Genomic DNA, 22,775 nt, shown 5'->3' with positions numbered 1-22,775 from the left:
CTGTTTTCTATTCGTTTGCAAATATTTTTACAAGTTCTACGATCACACGGACAGCAGCTTCCATGCCTTCTATGGTTACATGCTCTAATGGTCCGTGATAGCCATGACCTCCGGTGCCAAGGTTTGGACAAGGAAGTCCTTTGAAAGACAGCTTGCAGCCATCTGTGCCGCCTCTGATCGGAGAAATATCTTCCGGGACATTTGCGTTTGCACAAGCCTGTCTTGCGTAATCGATCAGATACATATGCTCTTTAATAATACATTCCATATTCTTATATTCGTCTGTCAGAGTCAAAGCAACTGTTCCCGCTCCCCAGAACTCATTTAAGGTTTTCTCGATATGGCGGAGTGTATTTTTTCGAGCCTCAAAGCTGTCTGTATCATGATCGCGGATAATATATTCAGCGATGGCATATCCTTCGTCGCCGTGAATACTCAGAAGATGGTAAAATCCTTCGTACTCTTCGGTATATCTCGGAATCTCATATCTTGGAAGCATATTGTTGATATCTGCTGCGATGAGAACCGCATTGATCATGACATTTTTTGCAGATCCGGGATGAACATTCTTCCCGTTGATTTCAAATTTTGCTTCACAGGCATTGAAATTCTGGTATTGGATCTCGCCTTCTCCATCTCCGTCCATTGTATAGGCAACTTCAGCATCAAAAGCTTCAAAATCGAAATGAGCAGCACCGCTTCCGCATTCTTCATCCGGTGTAAATGCTACACTGATCTGACCATGAGGAATCTGCTCTGTCTGCAGGATTTCCAGCAGCTGCATGATTTCTGCAATACCGGCTTTGTCGTCTACTCCGAGGATGGTATTTCCGTCAGAGGTAATTAAGGTACGTCCCTTTAAAGCTTTTAAATGTGGGAAATCCTTTGTGGTAAGAATTCTTCCACTGTCTCCAAGGACGAGATCTTCACCATTATAATCTGGTGTACAGACAGGATGAATTTCTCCTTCGCAGAATTCCTGAACGGTATCCATGTGTGCAATAAATCCCAGTTTTTTTCTGGTCTCATAACCGGGAGTAGCCGGGAGAATTCCATAGACAAAACACTTGTCATCCAGAATCACTTTGGTAAGTCCGAGATCTTTTAATTCATCGGCAAGGATTTTCGCAAGATTAAACTGACATGATGTAGTTGGAACCTTATCACTGTTTTCGTCACAAGGTGTTTTGATGGAAATGTATTTTAGTAATCTTTCTTCAACTTCCATTTGTAATCCCCTTTCATTTCTTCCTTGATTTTTAGTTACACAAATTTATGAGTTGATTGTGTTTGACAACCTCATTTTATGCGGATTAAACCAAAATGACAAAGGAGGTGTGTTTTATTGACAGGAAAAAAATGAACGTGTTATTATTGAAATAATAGAAAAAACATGCTGCAAAATGCAAATTTTGGAAAATGCGACGAAATTTATGCACATGTCATAAAAAAATTGATTTAAAGGAAAGAAAATTGGTATGAATGTAGATGAAAGAGTAGGTCAGAATATCAGAAAATACCGTATGGCGTATAATATGACCTTAAAAGAACTGGCGGTACTGTTACATAAGAGTGTGTCGACAGTTTCTAAATACGAAAAAGGAGATATTTCATTGGATATGTCGACATTTGTGGAGCTGTCACGGATTTTGAAAGTATCTCCGCTGGCAATTATTGGGGATGAGACTGCAAAAGAAGAGGAAGAATGCCGTTATGCAGAGAAGATCGAAAAATTGTATATGTATAGCTATGATGCAATCGGGAAGGTGATCATCAAAAGTGTGATCGAACAGCAGGTAGTTGAAGGAAATGGGAATCGATATAAAGTACATCTTTTTAATGATGTAAGTGAAATTCGGGAACCGGGAGATTGCAGTGGACTTTATACAGGAGAATATGAGAAAGAAGGCTTTATCGGAACCTATATGCTGCATAATCAGGCATTAAAGTCGGAGCATATCATGATTTCCTGTGTTAATAATCTGGTAAATCCCGGGCAGCAGCTTGCACTGGTATCGGGGTTGTCGAATTATACGATGCTTCCGATTACCTTTAAAGCAGTAATTTCAGAAAAAGAGATCGTGAATAAAGAAAAGCTGATGAATCTGCTTACCTTCAATAAAGACGATATCAAACAGATGAAACAGATTAATTATCTTACAATACAGAATATGAAGTAAAGAGGAGTAGAAAATGACGAAAAAACAAAGGACATTGGAAGTAATCGAACGCCTCCGAAAAGAATATCCGGATGCAGACTGTACTCTGGATTATGATCAGGCATGGAAACTTCTGGTCAGTGTGCGTCTTGCGGCACAGTGTACGGATGCAAGGGTAAATGTAGTCGTAGAAGGTTTATTTGCAAAATATCCGACAGTAGAGGCACTTGCAGAAGCAGATGTAAATAATATCGAAGAGATTGTACGTCCTTGTGGGCTTGGGAAAAGTAAGGCACGGGATATCAGTGCCTGTATGAAGATGCTTCGGGATGCGTATGGCGGAAAGATTCCGAAGGATTTTAATGCGATCTTAAAGCTGCCAGGTGTTGGGAGAAAGAGCGCGAACCTGATCATGGGAGATGTATTTGGTGAGCCTGCGATCGTAACGGATACCCATTGTATCCGTCTGGTGAACCGTATTGGACTGGTAGACGGGATTAAGGATCCGAAGAAAGTAGAGATGGAACTCTGGAAGCTGGTTCCGCCGGAGGAAGGAAGCGATTTCTGTCACAGACTGGTGTACCACGGAAGAGAAGTTTGTACGGCAAGGACGAAGCCGCACTGCGACAGATGCTGTCTGGCGGATATCTGTAAGAAGATAGGGGTAGAAAAATAAATGCAATATACAATTCCGGATTATTATAAAGAGTTCACCTGCATCGCAGACAAATGTGAAGATACCTGCTGTGCAGGGTGGAAGATTGTAATTGACAAAAAATCACTGAATAAATATAAGCATGTGAAAGGAAAATTCTGGTTTACGATGTTGAAATCCGTGGACTGGATCCGTGGCATTTTCAGGCAGGATAAAGAAAAGCGATGTGCATTTTTAAATGACTGTAATCTGTGTGAGATGTATGCGAATCTCGGAGAGAAAAGTCTGTGTAAAACCTGCCGCCTGTATCCGAGACATGTCGAGGAGTTTGAGGATGTACGGGAGATTACCCTGTCGGTATCCTGTCCAGAGGTGGCAAGGATTTTGATGGAGAAGAAAGAGCCGGTCCGTTTTCTTACTTATGAAAAAGAAGGAGAAGAGGAATACGAGGAATTTGATCCGTTTCTGTATTCTATGCTTGTAGATGCGAGAGATGCAATGCTTGGAATTCTGCAGGACCGGGAACATTCATTAAAAATAAGAGTGGGACTGATTTTTGGAATGGCGCATGATCTGCAGGGCAGATTTAACCGGGAACAGTTATTTTCCTGCGAGGAAGTCATTGAACGTTATCAGACAAAGAGTGCCAGAAAGTTTGTACGGAAACTTTGGAAAGAAGAAAAGCCGTCTGTGCAGGAAAGATGGGAGATGGCGCATAAGATGTTCCGGGAACTTTATGAATTGGAACTTCTACGTGAGGACTGGGATATGCTTCTGATGGAGAGCGAAGAACTTCTGTATTCACATGGAGCAGATGCGTATAAAGGAATCTCGTCTGACTTTAAGCGGTGGGCGAAGGAAGAGAGCAATATCCAGATCCAGGCAGAGCAGCTGCTGGTGTATTTCATTTTCACTTATTTCTGTGGCGCAGTTTATGATGGAAGGATTTATGCGAAGGTGCAGATGGCAGTAATAAGTACTTTCCATATTTATGAGCTGTGGAAAGCACGGTGGATAAAAAATGAAGGAGAGCTTACACCAGAAGAGATCGTAGAGCTGGTGTACCGGTATTCGCGGGAGATTGAGCATTCGGATAAGAATCTAGAGCGGATGGAAAAGATGATGCTGCGGGACAGGCTGCCGTGGTATAGGGGATAATAAATAGATGCGTGGTGTGTATAATTAGAATAAGGGAGTTTTACTTTATAACTGATTTCAGTGATAGAGCAAAACTCCCTTATAATTTTAATCTCTATGCATAGAGAACTTATTCATATCGTAATTCTTCAGGTTATCAAGAATTCCACGATCGTCAGCCTGAGAAATCAGGGTGTCACGGTTCTTCTTGGAAGCCATCTGGTCATTGAATGAACTTGGACCGCCGACACATCCGCCGTCACATGCCATACCTTCGATGAAGTCTTCCGGAAGACGTCCAACCTTCATGAGAAGGAGGGCTTTCTTACATTCCTGAGAACCATTTGCACGACAGACTTTCGCGTCGATGCAATTGTCAGATTCTTTCAGACTTTCCAGAACAGCTGCTGTTACACCGCCGGAATTTGCAAAGCGTTTTCCGAAGGTAGAAGCGGTCTGGTTGTCGTTCGGACAGGCCTCGAGCTCAACGCCTTTTGCTTTCATGATCGCACGGATCTCGCTGTATGTAAGAACATAATCTGCATTTCCTTCAATCTGCTGATCAACAACTTCGGATTTCTTAGCAAGGCAAGGTCCGATAAATACAGTGAGCGCTTCTGGATCCTGTGCTTTGATCATACGGGAAATTGCACACATCGGAGAAACAGTTGTTGAGATATTGTCAGCAAGCTGTGGGTAATGCAGGCGAACCATATTTACAAATGCAGGGCAGCAGGAAGTTACTTTTTTCTGTCCTTCTTTGTAAGCTTCAGCCCATTCCTCAGCTTCGTAAGCAGCAGTCATATCTCCACCGAGTCCTACATCGTAGAAATCTACGAATCCGAGCTCTTTCATTGCTTTGCGCCAGCTTTCCATGGTAATGTCAGCACCAAACTGACCTTCTGTGGCAGGAGCAGCCATTGCATAGATGTGTTTGCCTTCTCTTAAAGCATTGATTATCGGAACAATAAATGTTTTGGAAGCAATTGCACCGAATGGACAGCTGTGGATACATTTACCGCAGCGGATACATTTGTTTTTGTCGATTACGGAAATGCCATGCTCGTCGTAGGTGATTGCATCGACCGGACAACTGAATTTACACGGACGTTTTAAATGTGCAATGGCATTGTACGGACAGGCTTTGGCGCACTGACCACATTCTTTACATTTGGATGCGTCAATATGGGAACGGTAATGTCCCGGTTCAATTGCTCCAAACTTACATGCATTGATACATGCCTTTCCAAGACAGTTCTGACAGTTCTCTGTTACTGTGTAGCTGGAGATCGGACAGTCTTCGCAGGCAGAAGAAATAACCTGGATGATATTGCCATCATCTTCCGGTCCCGGAGCTTTGCCTTCTGCGAGGCGGATTCTCTGGCGGATGATCTCACGCTCTTTGTAGATACAGCAGCGGAACTGCGGTGTCGGTCCCGGAATAAGCTTCAGCGGGAGGTGATCACGTTGTTCTTCAAGTTCACCTGCAAAAGCAAGCTTTGCTACTTCGAACAGTACGTCATGTTTGATTTTGATTACGTTTCCATCAGCATTCATAATTAACCCTCTCTTCTCTAAATTGTTAAAAAATTCACTCTTCCTTTATTATAATTGAAACTACTATAAATGGAAAGAAGATTTCATGTTTTTAATGAGAAACATAGCGTAGAAGTTTGATGAGAAGTATGTTATGATGAATGTGCTATGTTGGGAAATATAGTGTGCCGCATATTTGGGGAAATAAGAGGCACCGGTATGAAAGAGAGGAAAGAAAATTGAAAGAGAAGAACAAAGCAAAAAACATATTGAAAGAGTATGCAACGATCACGGTAGGAATGTTTATTGTATCGGCATCAGTGTATTATCTGATGATGCCGAATTCCTTTGTTGTGGGAAGTATTTCGGGACTTGTCATGGTTCTGGCAAATTTTATTCCGCTGAAGGTTTCGACGATGACGATGATTCTAAATGTAGCACTTCTGATCATAGGGATTGTGTTTGTCGGAAAAGAATTCGGAGGTAAGACGGTCATTACATCTTTAATGCTCCCGGTTTATCTGCGTATTTTTGAAACAGTGACACCAGATGTTCCGCCGCTCACGGATGATATGTTTATCAATATGCTGTGCCATATTCTGGTGATCAGCATTGGACAGGCGATTTTGTTTAATGTCAATGCATCTTCTGGTGGGCTTGATGTTGTTGCAAAAGTTTTAAATAAATATTTGCATTTTGAAATTGGAAAGAGTCTTACGATCGCAGGATTTGTGACCGCTGCGACGTCTATCCTTGTCTACGACAGAAAGACACTGGTAGTGAGCCTTCTGGGAACTTATCTTTATGGGATTGTTCTGGATAATTTTATCGATGGTTTCAGTATCCGTAAGAGGGTGTGTATCCTGTCAAAGAAATATCCGGAGATCCAGCAGTTTGTTGTACATGAGCTGCACAGAGGGGCGACTCTTTATCCGGCAGTCGGAGGACTGGGCAATCAGGAACAGACAGAAGTGGTTACAATTCTGGAAAAGAGTGAATATGCAAAGCTTCTTGCATTTATCCATGAGACAGACCAGAGTGCGTTTGTTACGGTATCAACTGTCAGTGAGGTAATCGGAGAGTGGAATAAACATAAAAAGAACCGTTTGAGAAAAGCGGAGTAGTCGAGGAAATTTATGAGAGAAACAGTATTATTATTTAATATAAAAGATAAGAAGCGTGCGCAGGAGCTGCAGATGATCTGTATGTCACTCAGGATTCGGGTGCGACTGATAAAAAGAGAAGAGTATTTTCAGACGGTTGGTGTACTTGCCGGAATGAAAGAAGCGTCAGAGACAGACAGGATTTATGAGGGTGAAGAGCTGGCAGATGAGATGATGGTATTTGCCGGAGTGACAGGCAGCCATCTGGATCAGATTTTATTTATGATGCGAAAGAAGGGTATGAAACGTATTGATTATAAAGCGGTTCTGACAGACACAAACAGTCAGTGGACTGTGCCGGAACTTTTTAAAGAGTTGGAAAAGGAGCATGCGGCGATGCATCAGTCCTGATTTTACAGAAAAATCACATTTTTCCTATAGACAGAACAAGTTTTTCGGGTAGACTACCATTTGTGAAAATTTGCGAAAGGTGATGGAAGATGTCAAAAAAGGTGAAGATAATCGGATGTGTAGCGGACTTGTGACCGGACTTACAGGCAGTGCACAGGATCTGAATGAAAATGATGTGATTGACAGCGGATTTGCAGGAGTCTTTGCAGAGTATGATGCAGAACATAACTTGATTGCATCTTACATGATGGATGTGGAAAAATTTATATACAGAGTGTACAAATATTCTTTTGACGGATATTATTTCGAGTGATAAAGTGTCTGCTAATGGCAGATTGGGAGGATAGAAAAGGGAGTTGGAACAGGTAAGTTAGTCTTGCTGAATCCGACTCCTTTTCTTAGGTTGCTTTTCAAAAGTTTACGGGTTATAATGGTCAGAGAATGGAAAAATTAAAGGAGGTTTTTTAAAATGTCTACAATACCGGAAAGACTTGAAAAATTGCGTGCAAAAATGCAGGAAAAGGGAATAGATATTTATATTATTCCGACTGCAGATTTTCATCAGAGCGAATATGTGGGGGAGCATTTTAAAGCAAGAGAGTATATTACTGGATTTACGGGATCTGCAGGAACAGCAGTGGTTTCAAAGACAGAAGCACGCCTGTGGACAGACGGAAGATACTTTATCCAAGCGGCAAAGCAGCTGGAGGGAACAACAGTAGAACTGATGAAGATGGGACAGCCGGGCGTTCCGAAGATTGGGGAATATTTGGAAACAGCTCTGGCAGAAGGCGAAAATGTAGGATTTGATGGACGTGTTGTTTCTGTAACAGAAGGAGAGGAATACGAGAAGATCGCATCTGAGAAGAACGGAAAGGTCGTATATGCATATGATCTGATCGATGAAGTATGGGAAGACCGTCCGATTCTTTCAGAAGAGCCGGTATTTGAACTGGAACAGAAATACACAGGAGAGACTGTGGAGAGCAAGCTTGCACGTACACGTGCAGCAATGAAAGAAGCAGGTGCGACAGCACACGTTCTTACCACACTGGATGACATCTGCTGGACATTGAACATTCGTGGAAATGACGTAGAATATTTTCCGTTGGTTCTGACCTATGCAGTGATTAGAATGGATAAGGTGGATCTTTTTGTAAATGAGAAAAAATTAAGCGATGAGATCAAAGCACATCTTGCAGCAGACGGGGTTATTCTGCACCCATACAATGATATTTATGAGGACATCAAAAAGGTTGCAGCAGAAGAAGTCCTGATGGTAGATCCGGGAAGACTGAACTTTGCACTTTACAAGAACATTCCGGAGAATGTGAAGAAAGTGGAAGAGAGAAATCCGGCGATCTTATTCAAATGTGTAAAGAATCCGACAGAGGTCGAAAATATCCGTATCGCTGAGATCAAGGATAGCGTGGCTCATGTCAGATTTATGAAATGGCTGAAAGAAAATGTTGGCAAAGAGACGATCACAGAGATGAGCGCTTCTGACAAATTGGATGAGTTCCGTGCCGAGATGGGTGGATTTATCCGTCCAAGCTTCGGACCGATCTCTGCATTCGGGGAGCACAGTGCGATCGTACACTATTCTTCTTCACCGGAGACCGATGTAGAGCTTCATGAGGGAAGTTTCCTGATGACGGATACAGGAGCAGGATTCTACGAAGGATCTACTGATATCACCAGAACATATGCTTTTGGAGAAGTTTCACAGATCATGAAAGATCATTTTACACTGGTTGCGATCAGTAACCTGAATCTTGCAAGTCCGATCTTCAAGAAAGGCTGCTGCGGAATGAACTTTGATTATCTGGCAAGAAAGCCGTTTTGGGACAGAGGACTGGACTTTAATCACGGAACAGGACATGGGGTTGGATACCTTCTGAACATCCACGAGGGACCGGCAGGCTTCCGTTATACTTACAGAGCCGGTGAGTCTGATGCATTCCAGCCAGGTATGGTCATTACGGATGAACCGGGAATCTACATCGAAGGATCTCACGGTGTGCGTCTGGAAAATGAATTGCTTGTCTGTGAAGGCGAGAAGAATGAGTATGGAGAATTCCTGTATTTTGAACCGATTACTTATGTGCCATTTGACCTGGATGCGATCAATCCGGATATCATGAATGCAGAAGACAAGGAACGTCTGAATACTTATCATGCAACTGTATATGAGAAGGTGTCTCCTTATCTGAATGATGAAGAGAAAGAATGGCTGAAGAAGTATACGAGAGCGATCTAATAAATATGGTAATAGGAACACATATGTCGATTGCGAAAGGGATTGTGAAGACTGCAGAGAATGTGGTGAAGATGAATGCAGATACGATGCAGATTTTCAGCAGGAATCCGCGGGGATCGAATTATAAGGATCCGACGGTGAAGGAAGCGGAGGAGTTTCAGAGGATCAGGAGAGAGGCCGGTTTTGGAGCGATTCTGGCGCATGCACCTTATACGATGAATCTGGCGAGTGCGAAGCCGGAGGTGTATGAATTCGCCTGCACGGTGATCCGGGAAGATGTGACGCGGATGGACAGACTGGGGATTGAGAATCTGGTGTTTCATCCGGGAAGCCATACCGGAATTGGCGCAGAAGCAGGAATTCAAAATATCATTGCGGGGCTTGACCAGGCGATTACCGGAAAAGAGAATATTACGGTTCTGCTTGAGACAATGAGCGGAAAAGGGACAGAGATTGGCTGGAGATTTGAAGAGCTGAAAGCAATCCGCGACGGGGTATCACATCCGGAGCGGATCGGAATCTGTCTGGATACCTGTCATGTGTTTGCAGCAGGATATGATATTGTAAATAATCTGGACGGGGTGCTGGAAGAGTTTGACAAAGTACTTGGACTTGAGCTTTTGAGAGCGATTCATTTAAATGACAGTATGATGCCATTTGGTTCAAGAAAAGACCGGCATGCGGTGATCGGCGGCGGAGAGATCGGGATAGAGGCGCTTTTAAATGTCATGCGTCACCCGAAATTAAAAGATCTGCCGTTTTATCTGGAAACGCCACTGGATGATGCGGGGCATAAAGAAGAAATTGCAAGGCTTCGGGATCTTGCCTAGGTGGTCAGACAGATGGAAAAGAGTTGTTAAGGCGGTATCTGCAGGCTATAGATTGTACAGAAGATAAGTTTTATCACAGATACAGCGCGAGAAATCAAAACAGGAGGGTATGATTTAATATGAGTCATACCCTCCTGTTTTAAGAACAGCTTTTTTGCTATAATGCATATCGCAAAAGAACGACGTATATACCTATGATTCCAGTGCATCCGGATCAGCAGAAAGATCGGCAGATGCAATCCGGCGAACCGGGTTGGACTTATCAATATCTTCTGCAAATTTCTGCGCTTTTAACAGCATTTCTGATATCTCTTCCTCTTCCTCAGGAACAAAGCATCTTGCACTTTCATCCGGAAACAGATGATTTTTTAATTTGAAAGCCATCAAAAAGGCTTCCAGTTCCTGATTGAGTGCATCTTTGTAAAATTCAAAATAAAAACGAATTTCAGTTTTCTCAAAATCGGTACATATGCATCCGCACTGGGTTCCGCGTGTACGGCTTGTCCGGCGGAAATATTCGGGATCTCCGGTTACCATGTAAAAAATCTGGACCAGAAGATTTTCCTCGATATCTGTCTCATATGTAAACCAGTGCTTGCTGAGCTTGTCTTTTTGTAATGCTTTTTCATCAATATCATACTTCTTCAGAAGCTTATGATACATTTTGATGGCGGCCTCTTTCTCGCCACCTTCTCCCCGTTCGGCAAGCGCTTTAATCTTCAGCAGTTTTGCTTCTAATTTGTTGTCATCCAATTTCTTAATCCCCTTATGATTATAACACTTTTTTACATACTGAATTATTATAGCACATTTGCTATATAATGGAAGTAGAAAAATGGAAGTTAGCTAAGAGTTTTTTATAGCGGTGAATGTTAAGATTTGTTTACATTTTCGGATGAACTGTTGAAATTTGCTGACAATATCGGTAAAATAAATTTATAGAAAAACAGTAATTGATAAGAAAAGGGGGATTTACTATGACAGAAGATTTGATCAAAAAATTAAAAGATGTCAAGCAGGCACTGGTCAGCAAAGATATGACCGGCGAAGAGTGGGAAGAACGTGAAGAAATTCTGGAAAAACTGGAAGACGTAACCACGTATTTAAAAGATGCCCTCGGAAAGGGAATTGAATTCTGATGAAGGTAGAAGCACTGGTATTTGATATGGACGGACTGCTCCTTGATTCGGAACGTGTTGTGCAGAGATCCTGGAATTATGCAGGAGAGAAGCTCGGATACGGACGGATCGGGGAGCATATTTATCATACGCTGGGATTCAATGTAGTCCGCAGAGAAGCATATTTTAAAAGTGTATATGGCGAAGATTTTCCGATGGATAAGTTTAATGAGCTGACACGGGAGAAGTATTACGGCATTTGTGACAAAGAAGGGATCGGCGTAAAAGAGGGAGCAAGGGAACTTCTTATCTATGCGAAGGAACACGGATACAAGGTCGGACTTGCGACGTCCTCCAGAGAGATCCACGCAAAGGCATCTCTTGAGAAAGTCGGTTTGTGGAAATATTTTGATGGCGGGGTTTTTGGCGATTCGGTGAAACATGCAAAGCCGGATCCGGAAATTTACCTCAAAGCGTGCGAGGCGATCGGCATCGAGCCGGTACATAGTATTGCGCTTGAAGATGCACCGGCAGGAATCCGCTCGGCTTCGGCTGCGGGTATGATCCCGGTGATGATCCCGGATCTTGCACAGCCGGATGAAGAAGTGAGAGGATTATGCCGGTATGTGTATCCTACACTTCTGGATGTGATTAAGATGCTTGATCGTGAAAATGCCGAAGCTGGTCGGTAAGAGACTGGATATCAGTATCGGAAAGTGCTTCGACAAGAGCGGTCTGGTACTGAAGGATCTTTGCCGGATTGTATGGAATGTCCAGGGCAAATTCACTGTAGGCACGCAGCTTCTGAAAATAAAGGGCTGCGTTTGCCTGTTCTTTTGCCTGGATGCACATTTCATACATGGCATGGCAGTCTGTAACGGCTTCGTCTGTGCATGGCTTGCAGATCCATTTTCCTATATAATAGTAATCAGTCCCGATTCGGTAGACGAATCCGGGATTTTTTTTGAATTCTTCTAATAAGTTCATTTTTTGTATTCTCCATTCTAATCTGCTTTTGTTTCCAACTGTTCCCAGTTACATGGGACTTCAAATTCCATACGTTTTCCGGTGGTCGGATGGCAAAAAGAAAGCCGGAAAGCCCGCAGTGCAATCGGGAAATATCCTCTTTTATTTACAAATTCCGGGTTATATTTGTTGTCACCCCAGAGTGGTGCGCCTGCACCTGCCATCTGGACACGGATCTGGTGATGGCGTCCGGTTCCGAGATGGATCTGAACAACGGATAAGCCAGTCACTTCGGAAGTTTCCAGTATTTCATACGAAAGGACAGCTTTTTTGGCACCGGGTGTATTTTTACTGCAGATGCGGGAGGTATTGGTGCGACCGTCCTTTACCAGATAATCGGTCAGAGTGCCGGAGTCCGGAAGGGATCCACATACTACAGCCTGGTAGTATTTTTCAAATTGATCGTTCTGTAACTGCTGGTTCAGATTTTTCGCAGCCGCAGGTGTGCGGGCAAAAACCAGGATGCCGGAAACCGGTTGATCCAGTCTGTGGATCACGGCAAGATAAGGTGGCTTATGTCCGGCATGATGTGAAGAATGGATGAACAGATAATTTTTCAAAATGCTCTCCATGTCCTGTGTGCCGATCTTTTTTGTCTGCACGGGAACACCGGCAGGTTTGTGGCAGACCAGAATCTGGTCGTCTTCATATAGAATTTCAGGTGTTTGCAAAATAATTCCTCCCCATATGCGAAAATTTTGTTTCTTTGATTAAAACATAACGGAAAGGGCTTGTCAATTGGGTTGACAAATCCGAAAATCTCAATTAAACTCTATAGTAAATCGAAGAGATTTGACGATGAAGAGGACTAGTATATGATGAAAGTGGCACAGAGAGGCTTCTGGCTGGTGGGAGGAAGCTACATGGAAATTATAGAACCGACCTTGGAGTTCCGCATGAAAAGTGTGGCGTATGCCTGGCGTTAACGGGTAATGAAGTGAATCGTAATACGATTAATTAGGGTGGTACCGCCGAATTTTCGGTCCCTTGTCAGGGGCATGAAGATTTGGTGTTTTTTATTTTACGGGCAAAGCATGTCTGATCTGAATCCCCTGCATCCGGCAGAGGCTGCAGAGAGCAGCATCTTCTGGTTTTATGATAACCTTATTTATAAAATCAAAGTAACTGTTCAGAGCCAACCTTCAAAATGCTACGCATTTCGTCGGTGTGGCGTATCCGCCAAATAAAATTTCAAAAACAGTCTTAAAAATGCAAGCATTTTACACCTGTTTTATGAAATTTTGCTTGGCTCTGAACAGTTACAAATCAAAAATGAAGAAAAGGAGAACTTACCAATGGCTAAGGAAAAGAAATTTGTACAGGCGATTACCTCTCGTGATGAAGATTTCGCACAGTGGTATACCGACGTTGTAAGAGAAGCAAAGCTTTGTGATTATTCAAGTGTAAAAGGATGTCTTAATTATCTTCCAAATGGATATGCAATCTGGGAGAAGATCCAGGCAGACCTTGACAAGAGATTTAAAGAGACAGGTGTTGAAAACGTATACCTGCCAATGCTGATCCCGGAGAACCTTCTTCAGAAGGAAAGCGATCATATCGAAGGATTTGCACCGGAAGTTGCATGGGTAACAAAAGGTGGTCTTGAGACTCTTCAGGAGCCAATGTGCATCCGTCCGACATCGGAGACTCTGTTCTGCGACCTGTGGGCAAGAACCGTACAGTCTTACCGTGACCTTCCGAAAGTATGGAATCAGTGGTGTTCGGTACTTCGCTGGGAGAAGACAACCAGACCGTTCCTTCGTTCCAGAGAATTCTTATGGCAGGAAGGACACACTATTCATGCAACTTATGAAGAAGCAGAACAGAGAACACTGACCATGCTTCGTGTATATCAGGAACTGATCCGTGATTCCCTTGCAATCCCGTTCGTATCAGGTCCGAAGACAGAGAGCGAGAAGTTCGCAGGTGCACAGGACACTTACACCGTAGAAGCTCTGATGCATGACGGAAAAGCACTTCAGTCTGCAACCAGCCATTTCTTCGGAAATGCGTTCCCGGATGCATTTGACATCAAATATCTGGATAAGAACAATGAACTTCACAGCGTATATGAGACTTCATGGGGACTGTCTACACGTATCATCGGAGCCCTGATCATGGTTCACGGTGATGACAGCGGACTTGTTCTTCCACCGAGAATCGCACCGGTTCAAACAAGAGTCATTCCGATCGCACAGCACAAAGAAGGCGTTCTTGAAAAAGCAAATGAACTGACAGAGAGACTGAAAAAAGCTGGCTACAGCGTGAAGATTGACGATTCTGAGAAGAGCCCTGGATGGAAATTCAGTGAGCAGGAAATGCTTGGTATCCCGACACGTATCGAGATCGGACCAAAGGATATCGAACAGAACCAGGTTGTTGTTGTACGTCGTGATACAAGAGAAAAGATCGTTGTTTCTTTAGATGAGATCGAGACAAAACTTGGCGAGATCCTTGAAACAATCCAGAAGGATATGTATGACCGTGCAAAAGCATTCCTTGACAGCCACATTGATTTTGCTGAAACCATGGATGAAATGAATGAAAAATTCAACACCAAACGTGGATTTATCAAAGCAAAATGGTGTGGAAGCGCAGAATGTGAAGATGAGATCAAGGCAGCAACAGGTGGAGCAACCACCCGCTGTATCTGCAAAGAGGATCAGGTAAAAGACGGAGATACCTGTATTTTCTGTGGCAAACAGGCTAAACATGTTGTTTATTTTGGAAAAGCATACTAGGAGCGAATGTATATGAAAATTCAGTTACCTGAAAAGGTGAATCGAATTATAACTACATTACAAAAACATGGCTTTGAGGCATATGCAGTCGGCGGCTGCGTCCGGGATTCTTTTCTCGGACGTGTGCCGGGTGACTGGGATATCACAACATCGGCAGCGCCGGAAGAGACGAAGTCATTATTTGCCAGAACTTTTGACACCGGAATCGAGCATGGAACGATTACGGTGCTTTTAAATGGAGAAGGATTTGAAGTGACGACATACCGGATTGACGGGAAATACGAAGACAACCGGCATCCGAGTAAAGTGCAGTTTACCAGAAGTCTGTCAGAGGATCTGCTGCGCAGAGATTTTACGATCAATGCGATGGCGTACAATGAACAGGATGGACTGGTGGATCTGTTTCATGGGATGGAGGATCTGAAAAAAGGTGTGATCCGTTGTGTGGGAAATGCTGAGGCACGTTTTTCGGAGGATGCCCTGCGGATTTTGAGGGCGATCCGTTTTTCGGCGCAGCTTGGATTTGAGATTGAGAAAGAGACCAGACAGGCAATCCGAAAACTTGCACCAAATCTTTCCTATATCAGTGCAGAACGTATTCAGACAGAGCTTGTAAAGCTTCTGGTCTCCGATCATCCGGAAAAGATCCTGGATGCATATGAGCTTGGGATCACAAAGGTGATCCTCCCGGAATTCGATGCAATGATGGAAACAACACAGGAAACTTTGCATCACTGTTATAATGTAGGTGAGCATACGATCCATGCGCTGATGAATATTCCGGCAGATAAAGTGCTGCGTCTTACAATGCTGTTTCACGATACGGGGAAACCGGCACGAAAGACGGTCGATCCGGATGGGACGGCACATTTTAAAGGGCATGCATACGTCAGCGAAGAACTCACAAAGTCGATCATGCATCGCTTGAAATTCGATAATGATACGCTGCGTAAGGTGTCAAAGCTGGTGCTGTATCATGATGACCGGATGCCTGCAACGATGAAGCATGTACGCCGCGCAATGAACCGGATCAGTGCGGAACTGTTCCCGTATTATATGAAGGTACGGATGGCTGATACGTTGGCACAGAGTGATTATCAGCGTGATAAGAAGCTGGAAAATCTGGCTGGTATCGAGAAGTGCTACCAGGAGATTCTGGAGAAAAAGCAATGTGTTTCTTTAAAAGAACTAAAAGTAAACGGTCAGGATCTGATCGCGGCAGGTATTGAAAAAGGACCGAAAATTGGTCAGACACTCCAGACACTTTTACAGGAAGTGATCGAGGAACCGGAGAAAAATACACGGGAATATTTACTTGCCAGAATAAAAGAACTGGAATAATCAAAAATCATGCATGACTTAAGTCTCCCCCTGCATACATTAGAAAGACCGGTAAAACAAAGCGGCAGGGGGAAGCCATGAAAGATTATGGAATCAGTGTATTGACACAATATCAGATGGAAGTATTCGGCACCCACAAAGTAAGGGGTGCTATTTTATGCGATACAGATAAGGGGCTGCTCCTCTTGAAGGAGACGCGCATGGAGGAGAGCCGGATCTGCGCGCTTGCAAAAATATATGAGCAGTTAAATGCGAATGGATTTGAATGGGTAGATACGCCTCTGCTTAATAAAGAGGATGCTTATGTCAGTAAAGCCGAGGATGGAACAGGCTATATCTTAAAGAAATGGTTTCAGGGACGTGAGTGTGATGTCAGACGTGAAAATGAACTGATCGCCGGTGCGGAAAATCTTGCCCGGATCCATCTATGCATGCGTCTGGCTGGGGAAGAAAACGGATTTGCAGGAAGAGAAGAAAATCCGGTGATCAAGGAGTACGCAAGGCATAACAGAGAACTCAGAAAGGTTCGGGAATTTGTCTGCAGAAGAAGTGTGAAAAGCCCGTTTGAGATCGCATTTTTAAAGGGATATGACCAGATGTATTTTTGGGCAGACAGAGTGCTGAAAATACTGGAAAATATGGATCTGGACAGTGTTTTTAAAGAAGCGGAGGCAGAAAATCATATGGTCCATGGAGACTATAATTATCATAATCTTCTGGTCTGTCAGGAAGGCATGGCGGTGACTGGATTTGAACATGCACACCGGGATGTTCAGATGGAAGATCTGTATTATTTCCTGCGCAAATGTATGGAAAAGCATCATTATGATGAACGGCTTGGATATCGGATGATGAGAGCGTATGATTCGGTGAATAATCTTGGGAAAAAAGAACGGGATTACCTTGCAATCCGTCTTGCTTATCCGGAAAAATTCTGGAAGATCACCAATTCGTATTACCACTCAGGAAAGGCATGGATTCCTGCAAAAAATGTCGAAAAACTTTCACTTTCTGTCGCACAGACAGAAGAAAAAAAGCGGTTTTTGCGGAATCTGTTTGCGTTTCAGGTATAGCGTTCGGTTTTCTTAGATTTTAAGGGTTTAGACTTGACAAAGAAGGTAAAAACTTATATAACATATGTAGGGTAAGGGGCGTGTCAGACCGCATGGATACGCAGAATAAACCTAGCAAAAAGACAAAATGCCGGGGTGTTCCGGGAGTATATTTTACAGGAGGACGTAAGTCATGAACAAGACAGAATTAGTAGCTGCAGTTGCAGAACAGGCAGATATTTCAAAGAAAGATGCAGAAAAAGCATTAAAAGCATTTGTTGATGTTGTTACAGAAGAAATGAAAAAAGGTGAAAAAGTTCAGTTAGTAGGATTCGGAACTTTCGAAGTAAGCGAAAGAGCTGCAAGAGAAGGAAGAAATCCACAGACTGGAAAAACTATGAAGATCGAAGCTTGCAAGGCTCCGAAATTCAAAGCAGGAAAAGCTTTAAAAGATGCTGTTAATGCATAATTTGTAAAACATTTTTGAAAAATGGCGCAGTCTGAAAAGGGCTGCGCTTTATTCGTATTACGGGAAGGAAAAATCAAAATGAGACTTGATAAATTTTTAAAGGTGTCCCGCCTGATCAAACGGCGCACCGTTGCAAATGAAGCCTGTGATGCAGGAAGAGTCCTGATCAACGGGGCGGTGGCGAAGGCTTCCACGAAAGTAAAAAAAGGTGATATCATTGAGATCCAGTTTGGAACCAAGACTGTAAAGGCAGAGGTTCTGGATCTGCGAGATACGACTAAAAAAGAAGAGGCGGCAGATTTATTCCGTTATCTTTAAAACTCCGGAACATCAGAAAAGATGTGGTTTGAGATCATTCTGGCAGCGGATCCGAGGCATATTTACCAGATGTTATTCATACAATAACTAGAAAGACAGTATAGGAAAGGTTGGGATTTGTATGGAAGAGAGACAGCTGGTAAAACCTCAGAATCACAGGCTGGTTATCAATAACCGGAAGACAGGTACAGTAACGGGAGTGCTGGACGTTCTTTCTTTTGATTTAAATGAGATCCTGCTTGAGACAGAGCAGGGAATGCTGATGGTAAAAGGTACGGACATGCATGTAAACCGGCTGAATCTTGAAAAAGGGGAGGTCGACCTGGCAGGCAATATTGACAATATTTCTTATTCGGATATCCATTCTGGAGTAAAAGCCGGAGAAAATCTGTTGTCAAAACTGTTTCGGTAGGAGGAGAAAAAATGTCTGGTATCGGAACAGAGATCAGGGTTTTCTGTTATGCAATCCTGACCGGTGTCCTGATCGTGGCAGTCTATCTGTGGATCAGGGTTTTGCGCAGACTGGTTGCTCACAGATTGTGGCTGATCAATCTGGAGGATGCCTGTTACTGGGCAGGGATTTCCGTTTATACCTTTGTGCAGATCTATCATACGAGTGATGGTGTTCTGCGGTGGTATATCGGATTGGGGATTGCGCTCGGAGCAATCTGGATGGCGCTGCTTTCAGCTGTCTTTGTAAGAGCTTACAAAAAGATTTCTACACGAATTTGTGAAAAAAGAGTAAAAAGAGTTGATAAATCTGATTAAAAACGGTACACTGTAGAAGACTAAATGGGTTTGGTAGTAAGAAGCTATACAAGATCAACTGATAGCGAAAGGTGAATAGATTAGATGGGAAGCTTAAAGAAGAACCGGAAAAAGAGTCCGGGGAGCGGGCTTCAGAAGCACAAAAGAAGTATTGTTGCGATTACCGCAGTTATTATATTATTATGCGGCATGGTTATTGTACATGGGATGGCGCTCAAAAAGAGCAATGATGCATATAAGGTGCAGGAAGAAGAACTGCAGACACAGATCGATGCGGAAAAAGAACGCTCAGAAGAAATTAATAAACTGAAAAAATATGTAGGAACAGATGAATACATCGAGGAAGTCGCCAGAGAGAAGCTGGGACTTGTAAAGGAGAATGAGATTCTGTTCCGTGCACAGCAGTAACGTAAGAAAAGCTTTGGGAAGAAAATATCCCGAAGCTTTTTTCATTCATAGAAATTTAGAGGGTGGTGGCAAATGGAGGTTAAATACAGAGAGGAGCAAGTGATCACAAGTCCATATGTAACGCAGGCAGATAAGATGGCAGTGTCGCTTCGGCATCTGGCAGACAGGTTTCTGAAAATGGAGCCGAAAAAGCAGTGTTTTACACCCGAAGAAATGACAGAAATGTATGATCGGATTACGGAAAAGGTGTGCAGAGGATGCAGCAGGAAATCGGAGTGTCTGGAGAGAAAGAAGGCAGAACACTGGCAGCTTTTTTATGATCTTTTGTGTACGATTGAAGGATATGGTGCAGAACTGAATAAAGAGATGAAACAGCATCTTCAGAGGGAGTGTATTCAGGCACCACGATTTTTACGAGAATCACTGGAAACTTTCCAGGAGGCAAAAAGGATTCTGGTGTGGAATAATAAGATGGTACAGAGCCGTGAGGGATGTGCGGCACAGCTGGATTCTTTTGCGGACATGCTCTGCCATGTGACGAGAGATCTGGATGCGAGTATTTTTACGGATCCGCCGCTTGCAAAAAAGGTTGCGCAGCATTTCAAAAAAGCAGGGATCCGGATGCTGAGTTCCGTTTTTTTTGTGGATGAGCATGGCAGATATGAAATTCATGTAACGGTAAAAAGTGAGAAGGGAAACTGTATCCCAACCAGAAAAGCGGCAGAGCTTTTATCAGTATGTACTAAGAGAAGGATGTGCCCGGCTCAGAACGAAAGGCAGGTTCTGGGACAGGAGTATGAAACTATTGTATGTGTGGAAGGACCGGGATATTATGTGCTGCAGGGTGTGGCAAAAATGGGAAAAAACGGACAAAAGATATCTGGTGACAGTTTTCTTATGAAGACACTTCCGGGTGGAAAAGAGGCGGCAATTTTGTCAGACGGAATGGGATCTGGTGAGAGGGCGCTACAGGAAAGCGGGATGCTGGTAGAAATGCTGGAAGAGCTTCTTGGAGCAGGATTTCCTGTGGAAACTGCACTTTCCATGATCAATACGGCTCTTGTTATGGGACGGGAAGAGGTTCGCTTTTCTACGGTTGATATGAGCATTTTTGATCTCTATAATGGAAAATGTGAGTTTGTAAAAGCAGGAGCGGCAGTGACATTTCTGCGGACTAAAGACGGGGTGGAGCATATCCGTTCGGAAAGTCTTCCGCTGGGGGTAATCCAGAGACAGCAAAGTGAAAAGGAAACCAGACAGTTGGAATCCGGAGATGTGGTGGTCATGGTATCGGACGGGATCCTGGATGCGCTTCCGGCAGGAGAGCAGGAGCATTTACTGGATCTGATGATTGGGGGAAGTCCGCTGGAGAATCCGGAGGAACTGGCGAATTATATTCTGGATAAGGTTCTGGAGCTGGCGGCCGGAAATGCAGGAGATGATATGACAGTCCTTGTGGCGGGAATCTGGAAGATGTGTTACAGTAGATAAAAGACGAGAGGAATTTACCATGTTAGAAAAAGTAGAGAACTATATCAGGCAGTGGAAGATGCTTGAAAAAGGAGATAAAGTTGTCGTTGGTCTTTCTGGAGGGGCAGATTCTGTATGCCTTTTTCTGATACTGGAAGAGCTGCGAAAAAAGATCGGATTTGAGATCCTTGCGGTACACGTGAATCACGGGATCCGTGGGGAAGAGGCAAAAGCTGATGAAGAATTTGTAAAGACACTGTGTGAGAAAAAAGAAATCCCATGCAGGAGTGTTTCGGTGGATATTCCGAAAATGGCAGTGGAATACAAGATGTCAGAAGAAGAGGCGGGAAGGACTGCACGAAGGGAAATATTTGAGCAGGCAGCGGAAGAATGGGGAGGAACAAGGATCGCACTGGCACATCATCAGGATGACAATGCAGAGACTTTTTTCCTGCATCTGGCCCGCGGCAGCGGACTTCGGGGACTCGGCGGTATATATCCGGTAAATGGGATGTATATACGGCCGCTTCTTTGCGTGGGGAGAAAAGAGATCGAGGATTATTTGAAGGGACGGGAGATGTCTTACTGCATTGATGCGACAAATATGGAAGATGCATATATGCGAAACCGCATCCGTAACCATGTGATTCCGTATTTTAAAGAAAATATCAATGAAAAAACCGTGGAGCATATGAACCGGTCTATGGATCAGCTTAGGGAGATCTGGGATTATATGGAACGGCAGACAGAAGGTGCATATCAGATCTGTACTGACCAAAATGGAGAAAAAATCTGCATCCATGCAGATGCATATCACCGACAGGAACGGCTGATCCGGAAAATGATTCTCCGGAAAGCATTGGCATTGGTGGCAGAACATGAAAAAGATCTGGAGCAGGTTCATGTAGAAAAGCTGGAGGGACTGTTTGAAAAGCAGGTTGGAAAAAGACTGGATCTTCCTTATGGGGTCTGTGCATGCAGAACCTATGAAGGAATTGAACTGAAGCGGAAAAAGAAGGACACGGAATTGGCAGAAGAAGAGAAAAATCTGGATCTGAAGCAGGTTTCGGGAAATATAACTTACGGGAAATGGGAAATTTCCTACCGTATTTTTGAAAAAGAAGAATGCAGATGCCAGATCCCGAAAAAAACGTACACGAAATGGTTTGATTATGGTATAATAAAACAGAGTGTCGCTGTACGCACCAGAAGGGCTGGCGATTTTATTGTAATTGATGAAAGCGGAGGAAGGCAGAAGCTGAAATCCTATTTTATCAATAAAAAAATACCAGTGGCAGAACGTGCCGGAATTCCTCTGATCGCAGAGGGAAGCGAGATTTTATGGATTGTGGGCTGCCGGCAGAGCAAGGCATACCAGGTGACAGAGCAGACAACGAAAATATTAGAAATTACGATAAATGGAGGTACCTTAAATGGCCGAGAAAGTGAAAATGTTAATTCCGGAAGAAGAAGTAAATGCCAGAGTTGAAGAACTTGGAAAAAAGATCAGTGAAGAATATGCGGGAAAGCAGGTTCATCTGATCTGTGTTTTAAAGGGTGGAGTGTTCTTTATGTGTGAACTGGCAAAAAGGATTACAGTGCCGGTAACAATGGACTTTATGAGTGTCAGCAGCTATGGTGACGGAACCCAGTCCAGTGGAATTGTTAAGATTGCAAAAGATCTGGATGAGTCTCTGGAAGGAAAAGACGTAATTGTTGTTGAGGATATCGTAGATTCAGGACGTACTCTTTATTATCTGCTTGACATCCTTCGGAAGAGAGGACCGAAGAGCATGAAACTTTGTACACTTCTTGATAAACCGGATCGTCGTGTGTGCGATGTACATGTAGATTATGTCGGATTTAATATTCCGGATGAATTTGTGGTAGGATTCGGTCTGGATTATGCACAAAAATATAGAAACTTACCGTACATCGGAAGTGTAGAGATGTAACAGGTGGAAGGAGCAGGT

Annotated in this window: 26 protein-coding genes and 1 other annotated feature; of the genes, 21 read left to right on the top strand and 5 right to left on the bottom strand. The window is 43.4% G+C overall.

Annotated features, from left to right (window positions below; translation table 11 throughout):
- Positions 1-7: 7 nt before the first annotated feature.
- Complete coding sequence (gene pepT, locus PGQ33_RS08180; RefSeq protein WP_118198896.1) at positions 8-1,228, bottom strand: peptidase T; 1,221 nt, start codon at positions 1,226-1,228, stop codon at positions 8-10.
- A gap of 250 nt (positions 1,229-1,478) precedes the next feature.
- Here pepT and PGQ33_RS08175 point away from each other — a divergent pair, with 250 nt between their 5' ends.
- Genes PGQ33_RS08175 through fliB form a run of 3 tightly spaced genes read left to right on the top strand, consistent with a single transcriptional unit; the run spans position 1,479 to position 3,972 of the window.
- Positions 1,479-2,180: a helix-turn-helix domain-containing protein gene (locus PGQ33_RS08175; protein ID WP_117557557.1), complete on the top strand. Its 702-nt coding sequence runs from the start codon at positions 1,479-1,481 to the stop codon at positions 2,178-2,180.
- Positions 2,181-2,193: 13 nt separating this feature from the next.
- Positions 2,194-2,835 (top strand): endonuclease III domain-containing protein, encoded by a 642-nt coding sequence (locus PGQ33_RS08170; RefSeq protein WP_195502141.1) that lies wholly within the window; start codon positions 2,194-2,196, stop codon positions 2,833-2,835.
- Positions 2,836-3,972 (top strand): flagellin lysine-N-methylase, encoded by a 1,137-nt coding sequence (fliB, locus tag PGQ33_RS08165; protein WP_195502142.1) that lies wholly within the window; start codon positions 2,836-2,838, stop codon positions 3,970-3,972.
- Between the two features lie 87 nt (positions 3,973-4,059).
- Here fliB and PGQ33_RS08160 read toward each other — a convergent pair whose 3' ends face one another.
- Positions 4,060-5,508, bottom strand: coding sequence for a 4Fe-4S dicluster domain-containing protein (locus PGQ33_RS08160; protein WP_270205582.1), 1,449 nt, complete (start codon positions 5,506-5,508; stop codon positions 4,060-4,062).
- A 218-nt stretch (positions 5,509-5,726) separates the two neighbouring features.
- Between PGQ33_RS08160 and PGQ33_RS08155 the strand changes: the two genes are divergently transcribed.
- From PGQ33_RS08155 to PGQ33_RS08135, 5 genes are all read left to right on the top strand, one after another.
- On the top strand, positions 5,727-6,611 hold the full coding sequence (locus PGQ33_RS08155; protein ID WP_082424298.1) for a YitT family protein: 885 nt from the start codon (positions 5,727-5,729) through the stop codon (positions 6,609-6,611).
- 12 nt (positions 6,612-6,623) lie between these two features.
- Complete coding sequence (locus PGQ33_RS08150) at positions 6,624-7,001, top strand: DUF3783 domain-containing protein (RefSeq protein ID WP_118217411.1); 378 nt, start codon at positions 6,624-6,626, stop codon at positions 6,999-7,001.
- Between the two features lie 115 nt (positions 7,002-7,116).
- Positions 7,117-7,314, top strand: a complete 198-nt coding sequence (locus PGQ33_RS08145; protein ID WP_270205581.1) for a hypothetical protein — start codon at positions 7,117-7,119, stop codon at positions 7,312-7,314.
- A gap of 156 nt (positions 7,315-7,470) precedes the next feature.
- Positions 7,471-9,261 carry an aminopeptidase P family N-terminal domain-containing protein gene (locus PGQ33_RS08140; RefSeq protein ID WP_117557547.1) on the top strand — a complete coding sequence of 597 codons (1,791 nt, stop codon included), beginning with the start codon at positions 7,471-7,473 and terminating at the stop codon, positions 9,259-9,261.
- The gene (locus PGQ33_RS08135) at positions 9,231-10,091 is read left to right on the top strand and encodes a deoxyribonuclease IV (protein WP_117557546.1); all 861 of its coding nucleotides are present in this window, start codon (positions 9,231-9,233) and stop codon (positions 10,089-10,091) included. Before PGQ33_RS08140 ends, PGQ33_RS08135 begins: the two co-directional genes overlap by 31 nt.
- Positions 10,092-10,283: 192 nt before the next feature.
- On the opposite strand, the gene PGQ33_RS08130 is transcribed toward PGQ33_RS08135, so the two are convergent.
- Entirely contained in the window at positions 10,284-10,844 is a 561-nt protein-coding gene (locus tag PGQ33_RS08130; protein ID WP_022220216.1) for a hypothetical protein, read from the bottom strand.
- A 224-nt stretch (positions 10,845-11,068) separates the two neighbouring features.
- Here PGQ33_RS08130 and PGQ33_RS08125 point away from each other — a divergent pair, with 224 nt between their 5' ends.
- Together PGQ33_RS08125 and PGQ33_RS08120 are read left to right on the top strand one after the other, a co-directional pair.
- Positions 11,069-11,230, top strand: coding sequence for a hypothetical protein (locus PGQ33_RS08125; RefSeq protein WP_008369991.1), 162 nt, complete (start codon positions 11,069-11,071; stop codon positions 11,228-11,230).
- Positions 11,230-11,901 (top strand): HAD family hydrolase, encoded by a 672-nt coding sequence (locus PGQ33_RS08120; protein ID WP_117557544.1) that lies wholly within the window; start codon positions 11,230-11,232, stop codon positions 11,899-11,901. Before PGQ33_RS08125 ends, PGQ33_RS08120 begins: the two co-directional genes overlap by 1 nt.
- Here PGQ33_RS08120 and PGQ33_RS08115 read toward each other — a convergent pair.
- Positions 11,861-12,196, bottom strand: a complete 336-nt coding sequence (locus PGQ33_RS08115; RefSeq protein WP_270205580.1) for a hypothetical protein — start codon at positions 12,194-12,196, stop codon at positions 11,861-11,863. The genes PGQ33_RS08120 and PGQ33_RS08115 overlap by 41 nt on opposite strands.
- A gap of 17 nt (positions 12,197-12,213) precedes the next feature.
- On the bottom strand, positions 12,214-12,906 hold the full coding sequence (locus PGQ33_RS08110; protein WP_022220218.1) for an RluA family pseudouridine synthase: 693 nt from the start codon (positions 12,904-12,906) through the stop codon (positions 12,214-12,216).
- 118 nt (positions 12,907-13,024) lie between these two features.
- Positions 13,025-13,226 (top strand) — a binding site (T-box leader).
- 304 nt (positions 13,227-13,530) lie between these two features.
- Here PGQ33_RS08110 and proS point away from each other — a divergent pair.
- From proS to hpt, 11 genes are all read left to right on the top strand, one after another.
- Positions 13,531-14,976: a proline--tRNA ligase gene (proS, locus tag PGQ33_RS08105; protein ID WP_008370004.1), complete on the top strand. Its 1,446-nt coding sequence runs from the start codon at positions 13,531-13,533 to the stop codon at positions 14,974-14,976.
- 12 nt (positions 14,977-14,988) lie between these two features.
- Positions 14,989-16,317: a CCA tRNA nucleotidyltransferase gene (locus tag PGQ33_RS08100; RefSeq protein WP_117557540.1), complete on the top strand. Its 1,329-nt coding sequence runs from the start codon at positions 14,989-14,991 to the stop codon at positions 16,315-16,317.
- A gap of 77 nt (positions 16,318-16,394) precedes the next feature.
- Complete coding sequence (locus PGQ33_RS08095) at positions 16,395-17,390, top strand: CotS family spore coat protein (RefSeq protein ID WP_117557538.1); 996 nt, start codon at positions 16,395-16,397, stop codon at positions 17,388-17,390.
- A gap of 172 nt (positions 17,391-17,562) precedes the next feature.
- Positions 17,563-17,838: an HU family DNA-binding protein gene (locus PGQ33_RS08090; protein WP_117557536.1), complete on the top strand. Its 276-nt coding sequence runs from the start codon at positions 17,563-17,565 to the stop codon at positions 17,836-17,838.
- 78 nt (positions 17,839-17,916) lie between these two features.
- Positions 17,917-18,156, top strand: a complete 240-nt coding sequence (locus PGQ33_RS08085; RefSeq protein WP_022220222.1) for an RNA-binding S4 domain-containing protein — start codon at positions 17,917-17,919, stop codon at positions 18,154-18,156.
- 121 nt (positions 18,157-18,277) lie between these two features.
- On the top strand, positions 18,278-18,568 hold the full coding sequence (yabP, locus tag PGQ33_RS08080) for a sporulation protein YabP (RefSeq protein WP_117557534.1): 291 nt from the start codon (positions 18,278-18,280) through the stop codon (positions 18,566-18,568).
- 11 nt (positions 18,569-18,579) lie between these two features.
- On the top strand, positions 18,580-18,924 hold the full coding sequence (gene yabQ / locus PGQ33_RS08075; RefSeq protein WP_117835086.1) for a spore cortex biosynthesis protein YabQ: 345 nt from the start codon (positions 18,580-18,582) through the stop codon (positions 18,922-18,924).
- 84 nt (positions 18,925-19,008) lie between these two features.
- Positions 19,009-19,332, top strand: coding sequence for an FtsB family cell division protein (locus PGQ33_RS08070; protein WP_270205579.1), 324 nt, complete (start codon positions 19,009-19,011; stop codon positions 19,330-19,332).
- Positions 19,333-19,404: 72 nt separating this feature from the next.
- The gene (locus PGQ33_RS08065) at positions 19,405-20,823 is read left to right on the top strand and encodes a SpoIIE family protein phosphatase (RefSeq protein WP_270205578.1); all 1,419 of its coding nucleotides are present in this window, start codon (positions 19,405-19,407) and stop codon (positions 20,821-20,823) included.
- A gap of 19 nt (positions 20,824-20,842) precedes the next feature.
- Positions 20,843-22,291 (top strand): tRNA lysidine(34) synthetase TilS, encoded by a 1,449-nt coding sequence (gene tilS / locus PGQ33_RS08060; protein ID WP_270205577.1) that lies wholly within the window; start codon positions 20,843-20,845, stop codon positions 22,289-22,291.
- Complete coding sequence (hpt, locus tag PGQ33_RS08055) at positions 22,236-22,757, top strand: hypoxanthine phosphoribosyltransferase (protein ID WP_270205576.1); 522 nt, start codon at positions 22,236-22,238, stop codon at positions 22,755-22,757. The genes tilS and hpt overlap by 56 nt, the downstream gene beginning before the upstream one ends.
- Positions 22,758-22,775 lie beyond the last annotated feature (18 nt).

Source organism: Coprococcus sp. AM100_B19A (assembly GCF_027662015.1).
GTDB classification, from domain to species: Bacteria; Bacillota; Clostridia; order Lachnospirales; family Lachnospiraceae; genus Allocoprococcus; species Allocoprococcus comes.
Note: the sequence above shows the minus strand (reverse complement) of the source record. Positions and strands in the feature narration are given on the sequence as shown.

What these genes read in the sequence shown, in the direction of transcription:
- PGQ33_RS08170 (WP_195502141.1), top strand. Translation starts at nt 2,194, where the DNA reads ATGACGAAAAAACAAAGGACATTGGAAGTAATCGAACGCCTCCGAAAA.
- yabP (WP_117557534.1), top strand. Translation starts at nt 18,278, where the DNA reads ATGGAAGAGAGACAGCTGGTAAAACCTCAGAATCACAGGCTGGTTATC.
- PGQ33_RS08125 (WP_008369991.1), top strand. Translation starts at nt 11,069, where the DNA reads ATGACAGAAGATTTGATCAAAAAATTAAAAGATGTCAAGCAGGCACTG.
- PGQ33_RS08065 (WP_270205578.1), top strand. Translation starts at nt 19,405, where the DNA reads ATGGAGGTTAAATACAGAGAGGAGCAAGTGATCACAAGTCCATATGTA.
- PGQ33_RS08150 (WP_118217411.1), top strand. Translation starts at nt 6,624, where the DNA reads ATGAGAGAAACAGTATTATTATTTAATATAAAAGATAAGAAGCGTGCG.
- PGQ33_RS08145 (WP_270205581.1), top strand. Translation starts at nt 7,117, where the DNA reads ATGTGTAGCGGACTTGTGACCGGACTTACAGGCAGTGCACAGGATCTG.
- hpt (WP_270205576.1), top strand. Translation starts at nt 22,236, where the DNA reads ATGGCCGAGAAAGTGAAAATGTTAATTCCGGAAGAAGAAGTAAATGCC.
- tilS (WP_270205577.1), top strand. Translation starts at nt 20,843, where the DNA reads ATGTTAGAAAAAGTAGAGAACTATATCAGGCAGTGGAAGATGCTTGAA.
- PGQ33_RS08090 (WP_117557536.1), top strand. Translation starts at nt 17,563, where the DNA reads ATGAACAAGACAGAATTAGTAGCTGCAGTTGCAGAACAGGCAGATATT.
- PGQ33_RS08085 (WP_022220222.1), top strand. Translation starts at nt 17,917, where the DNA reads ATGAGACTTGATAAATTTTTAAAGGTGTCCCGCCTGATCAAACGGCGC.
- PGQ33_RS08175 (WP_117557557.1), top strand. Translation starts at nt 1,479, where the DNA reads ATGAATGTAGATGAAAGAGTAGGTCAGAATATCAGAAAATACCGTATG.
- PGQ33_RS08115 (WP_270205580.1), bottom strand. Translation starts at nt 12,196, where the DNA reads ATGAACTTATTAGAAGAATTCAAAAAAAATCCCGGATTCGTCTACCGA.
- PGQ33_RS08120 (WP_117557544.1), top strand. Translation starts at nt 11,230, where the DNA reads ATGAAGGTAGAAGCACTGGTATTTGATATGGACGGACTGCTCCTTGAT.
- PGQ33_RS08135 (WP_117557546.1), top strand. Translation starts at nt 9,231, where the DNA reads ATGGCTGAAGAAGTATACGAGAGCGATCTAATAAATATGGTAATAGGA.
- yabQ (WP_117835086.1), top strand. Translation starts at nt 18,580, where the DNA reads ATGTCTGGTATCGGAACAGAGATCAGGGTTTTCTGTTATGCAATCCTG.
- proS (WP_008370004.1), top strand. Translation starts at nt 13,531, where the DNA reads ATGGCTAAGGAAAAGAAATTTGTACAGGCGATTACCTCTCGTGATGAA.
- pepT (WP_118198896.1), bottom strand. Translation starts at nt 1,228, where the DNA reads ATGGAAGTTGAAGAAAGATTACTAAAATACATTTCCATCAAAACACCT.
- PGQ33_RS08140 (WP_117557547.1), top strand. Translation starts at nt 7,471, where the DNA reads ATGTCTACAATACCGGAAAGACTTGAAAAATTGCGTGCAAAAATGCAG.
- PGQ33_RS08095 (WP_117557538.1), top strand. Translation starts at nt 16,395, where the DNA reads ATGAAAGATTATGGAATCAGTGTATTGACACAATATCAGATGGAAGTA.
- PGQ33_RS08100 (WP_117557540.1), top strand. Translation starts at nt 14,989, where the DNA reads ATGAAAATTCAGTTACCTGAAAAGGTGAATCGAATTATAACTACATTA.
- PGQ33_RS08070 (WP_270205579.1), top strand. Translation starts at nt 19,009, where the DNA reads ATGGGAAGCTTAAAGAAGAACCGGAAAAAGAGTCCGGGGAGCGGGCTT.
- fliB (WP_195502142.1), top strand. Translation starts at nt 2,836, where the DNA reads ATGCAATATACAATTCCGGATTATTATAAAGAGTTCACCTGCATCGCA.
- PGQ33_RS08160 (WP_270205582.1), bottom strand. Translation starts at nt 5,508, where the DNA reads ATGAATGCTGATGGAAACGTAATCAAAATCAAACATGACGTACTGTTC.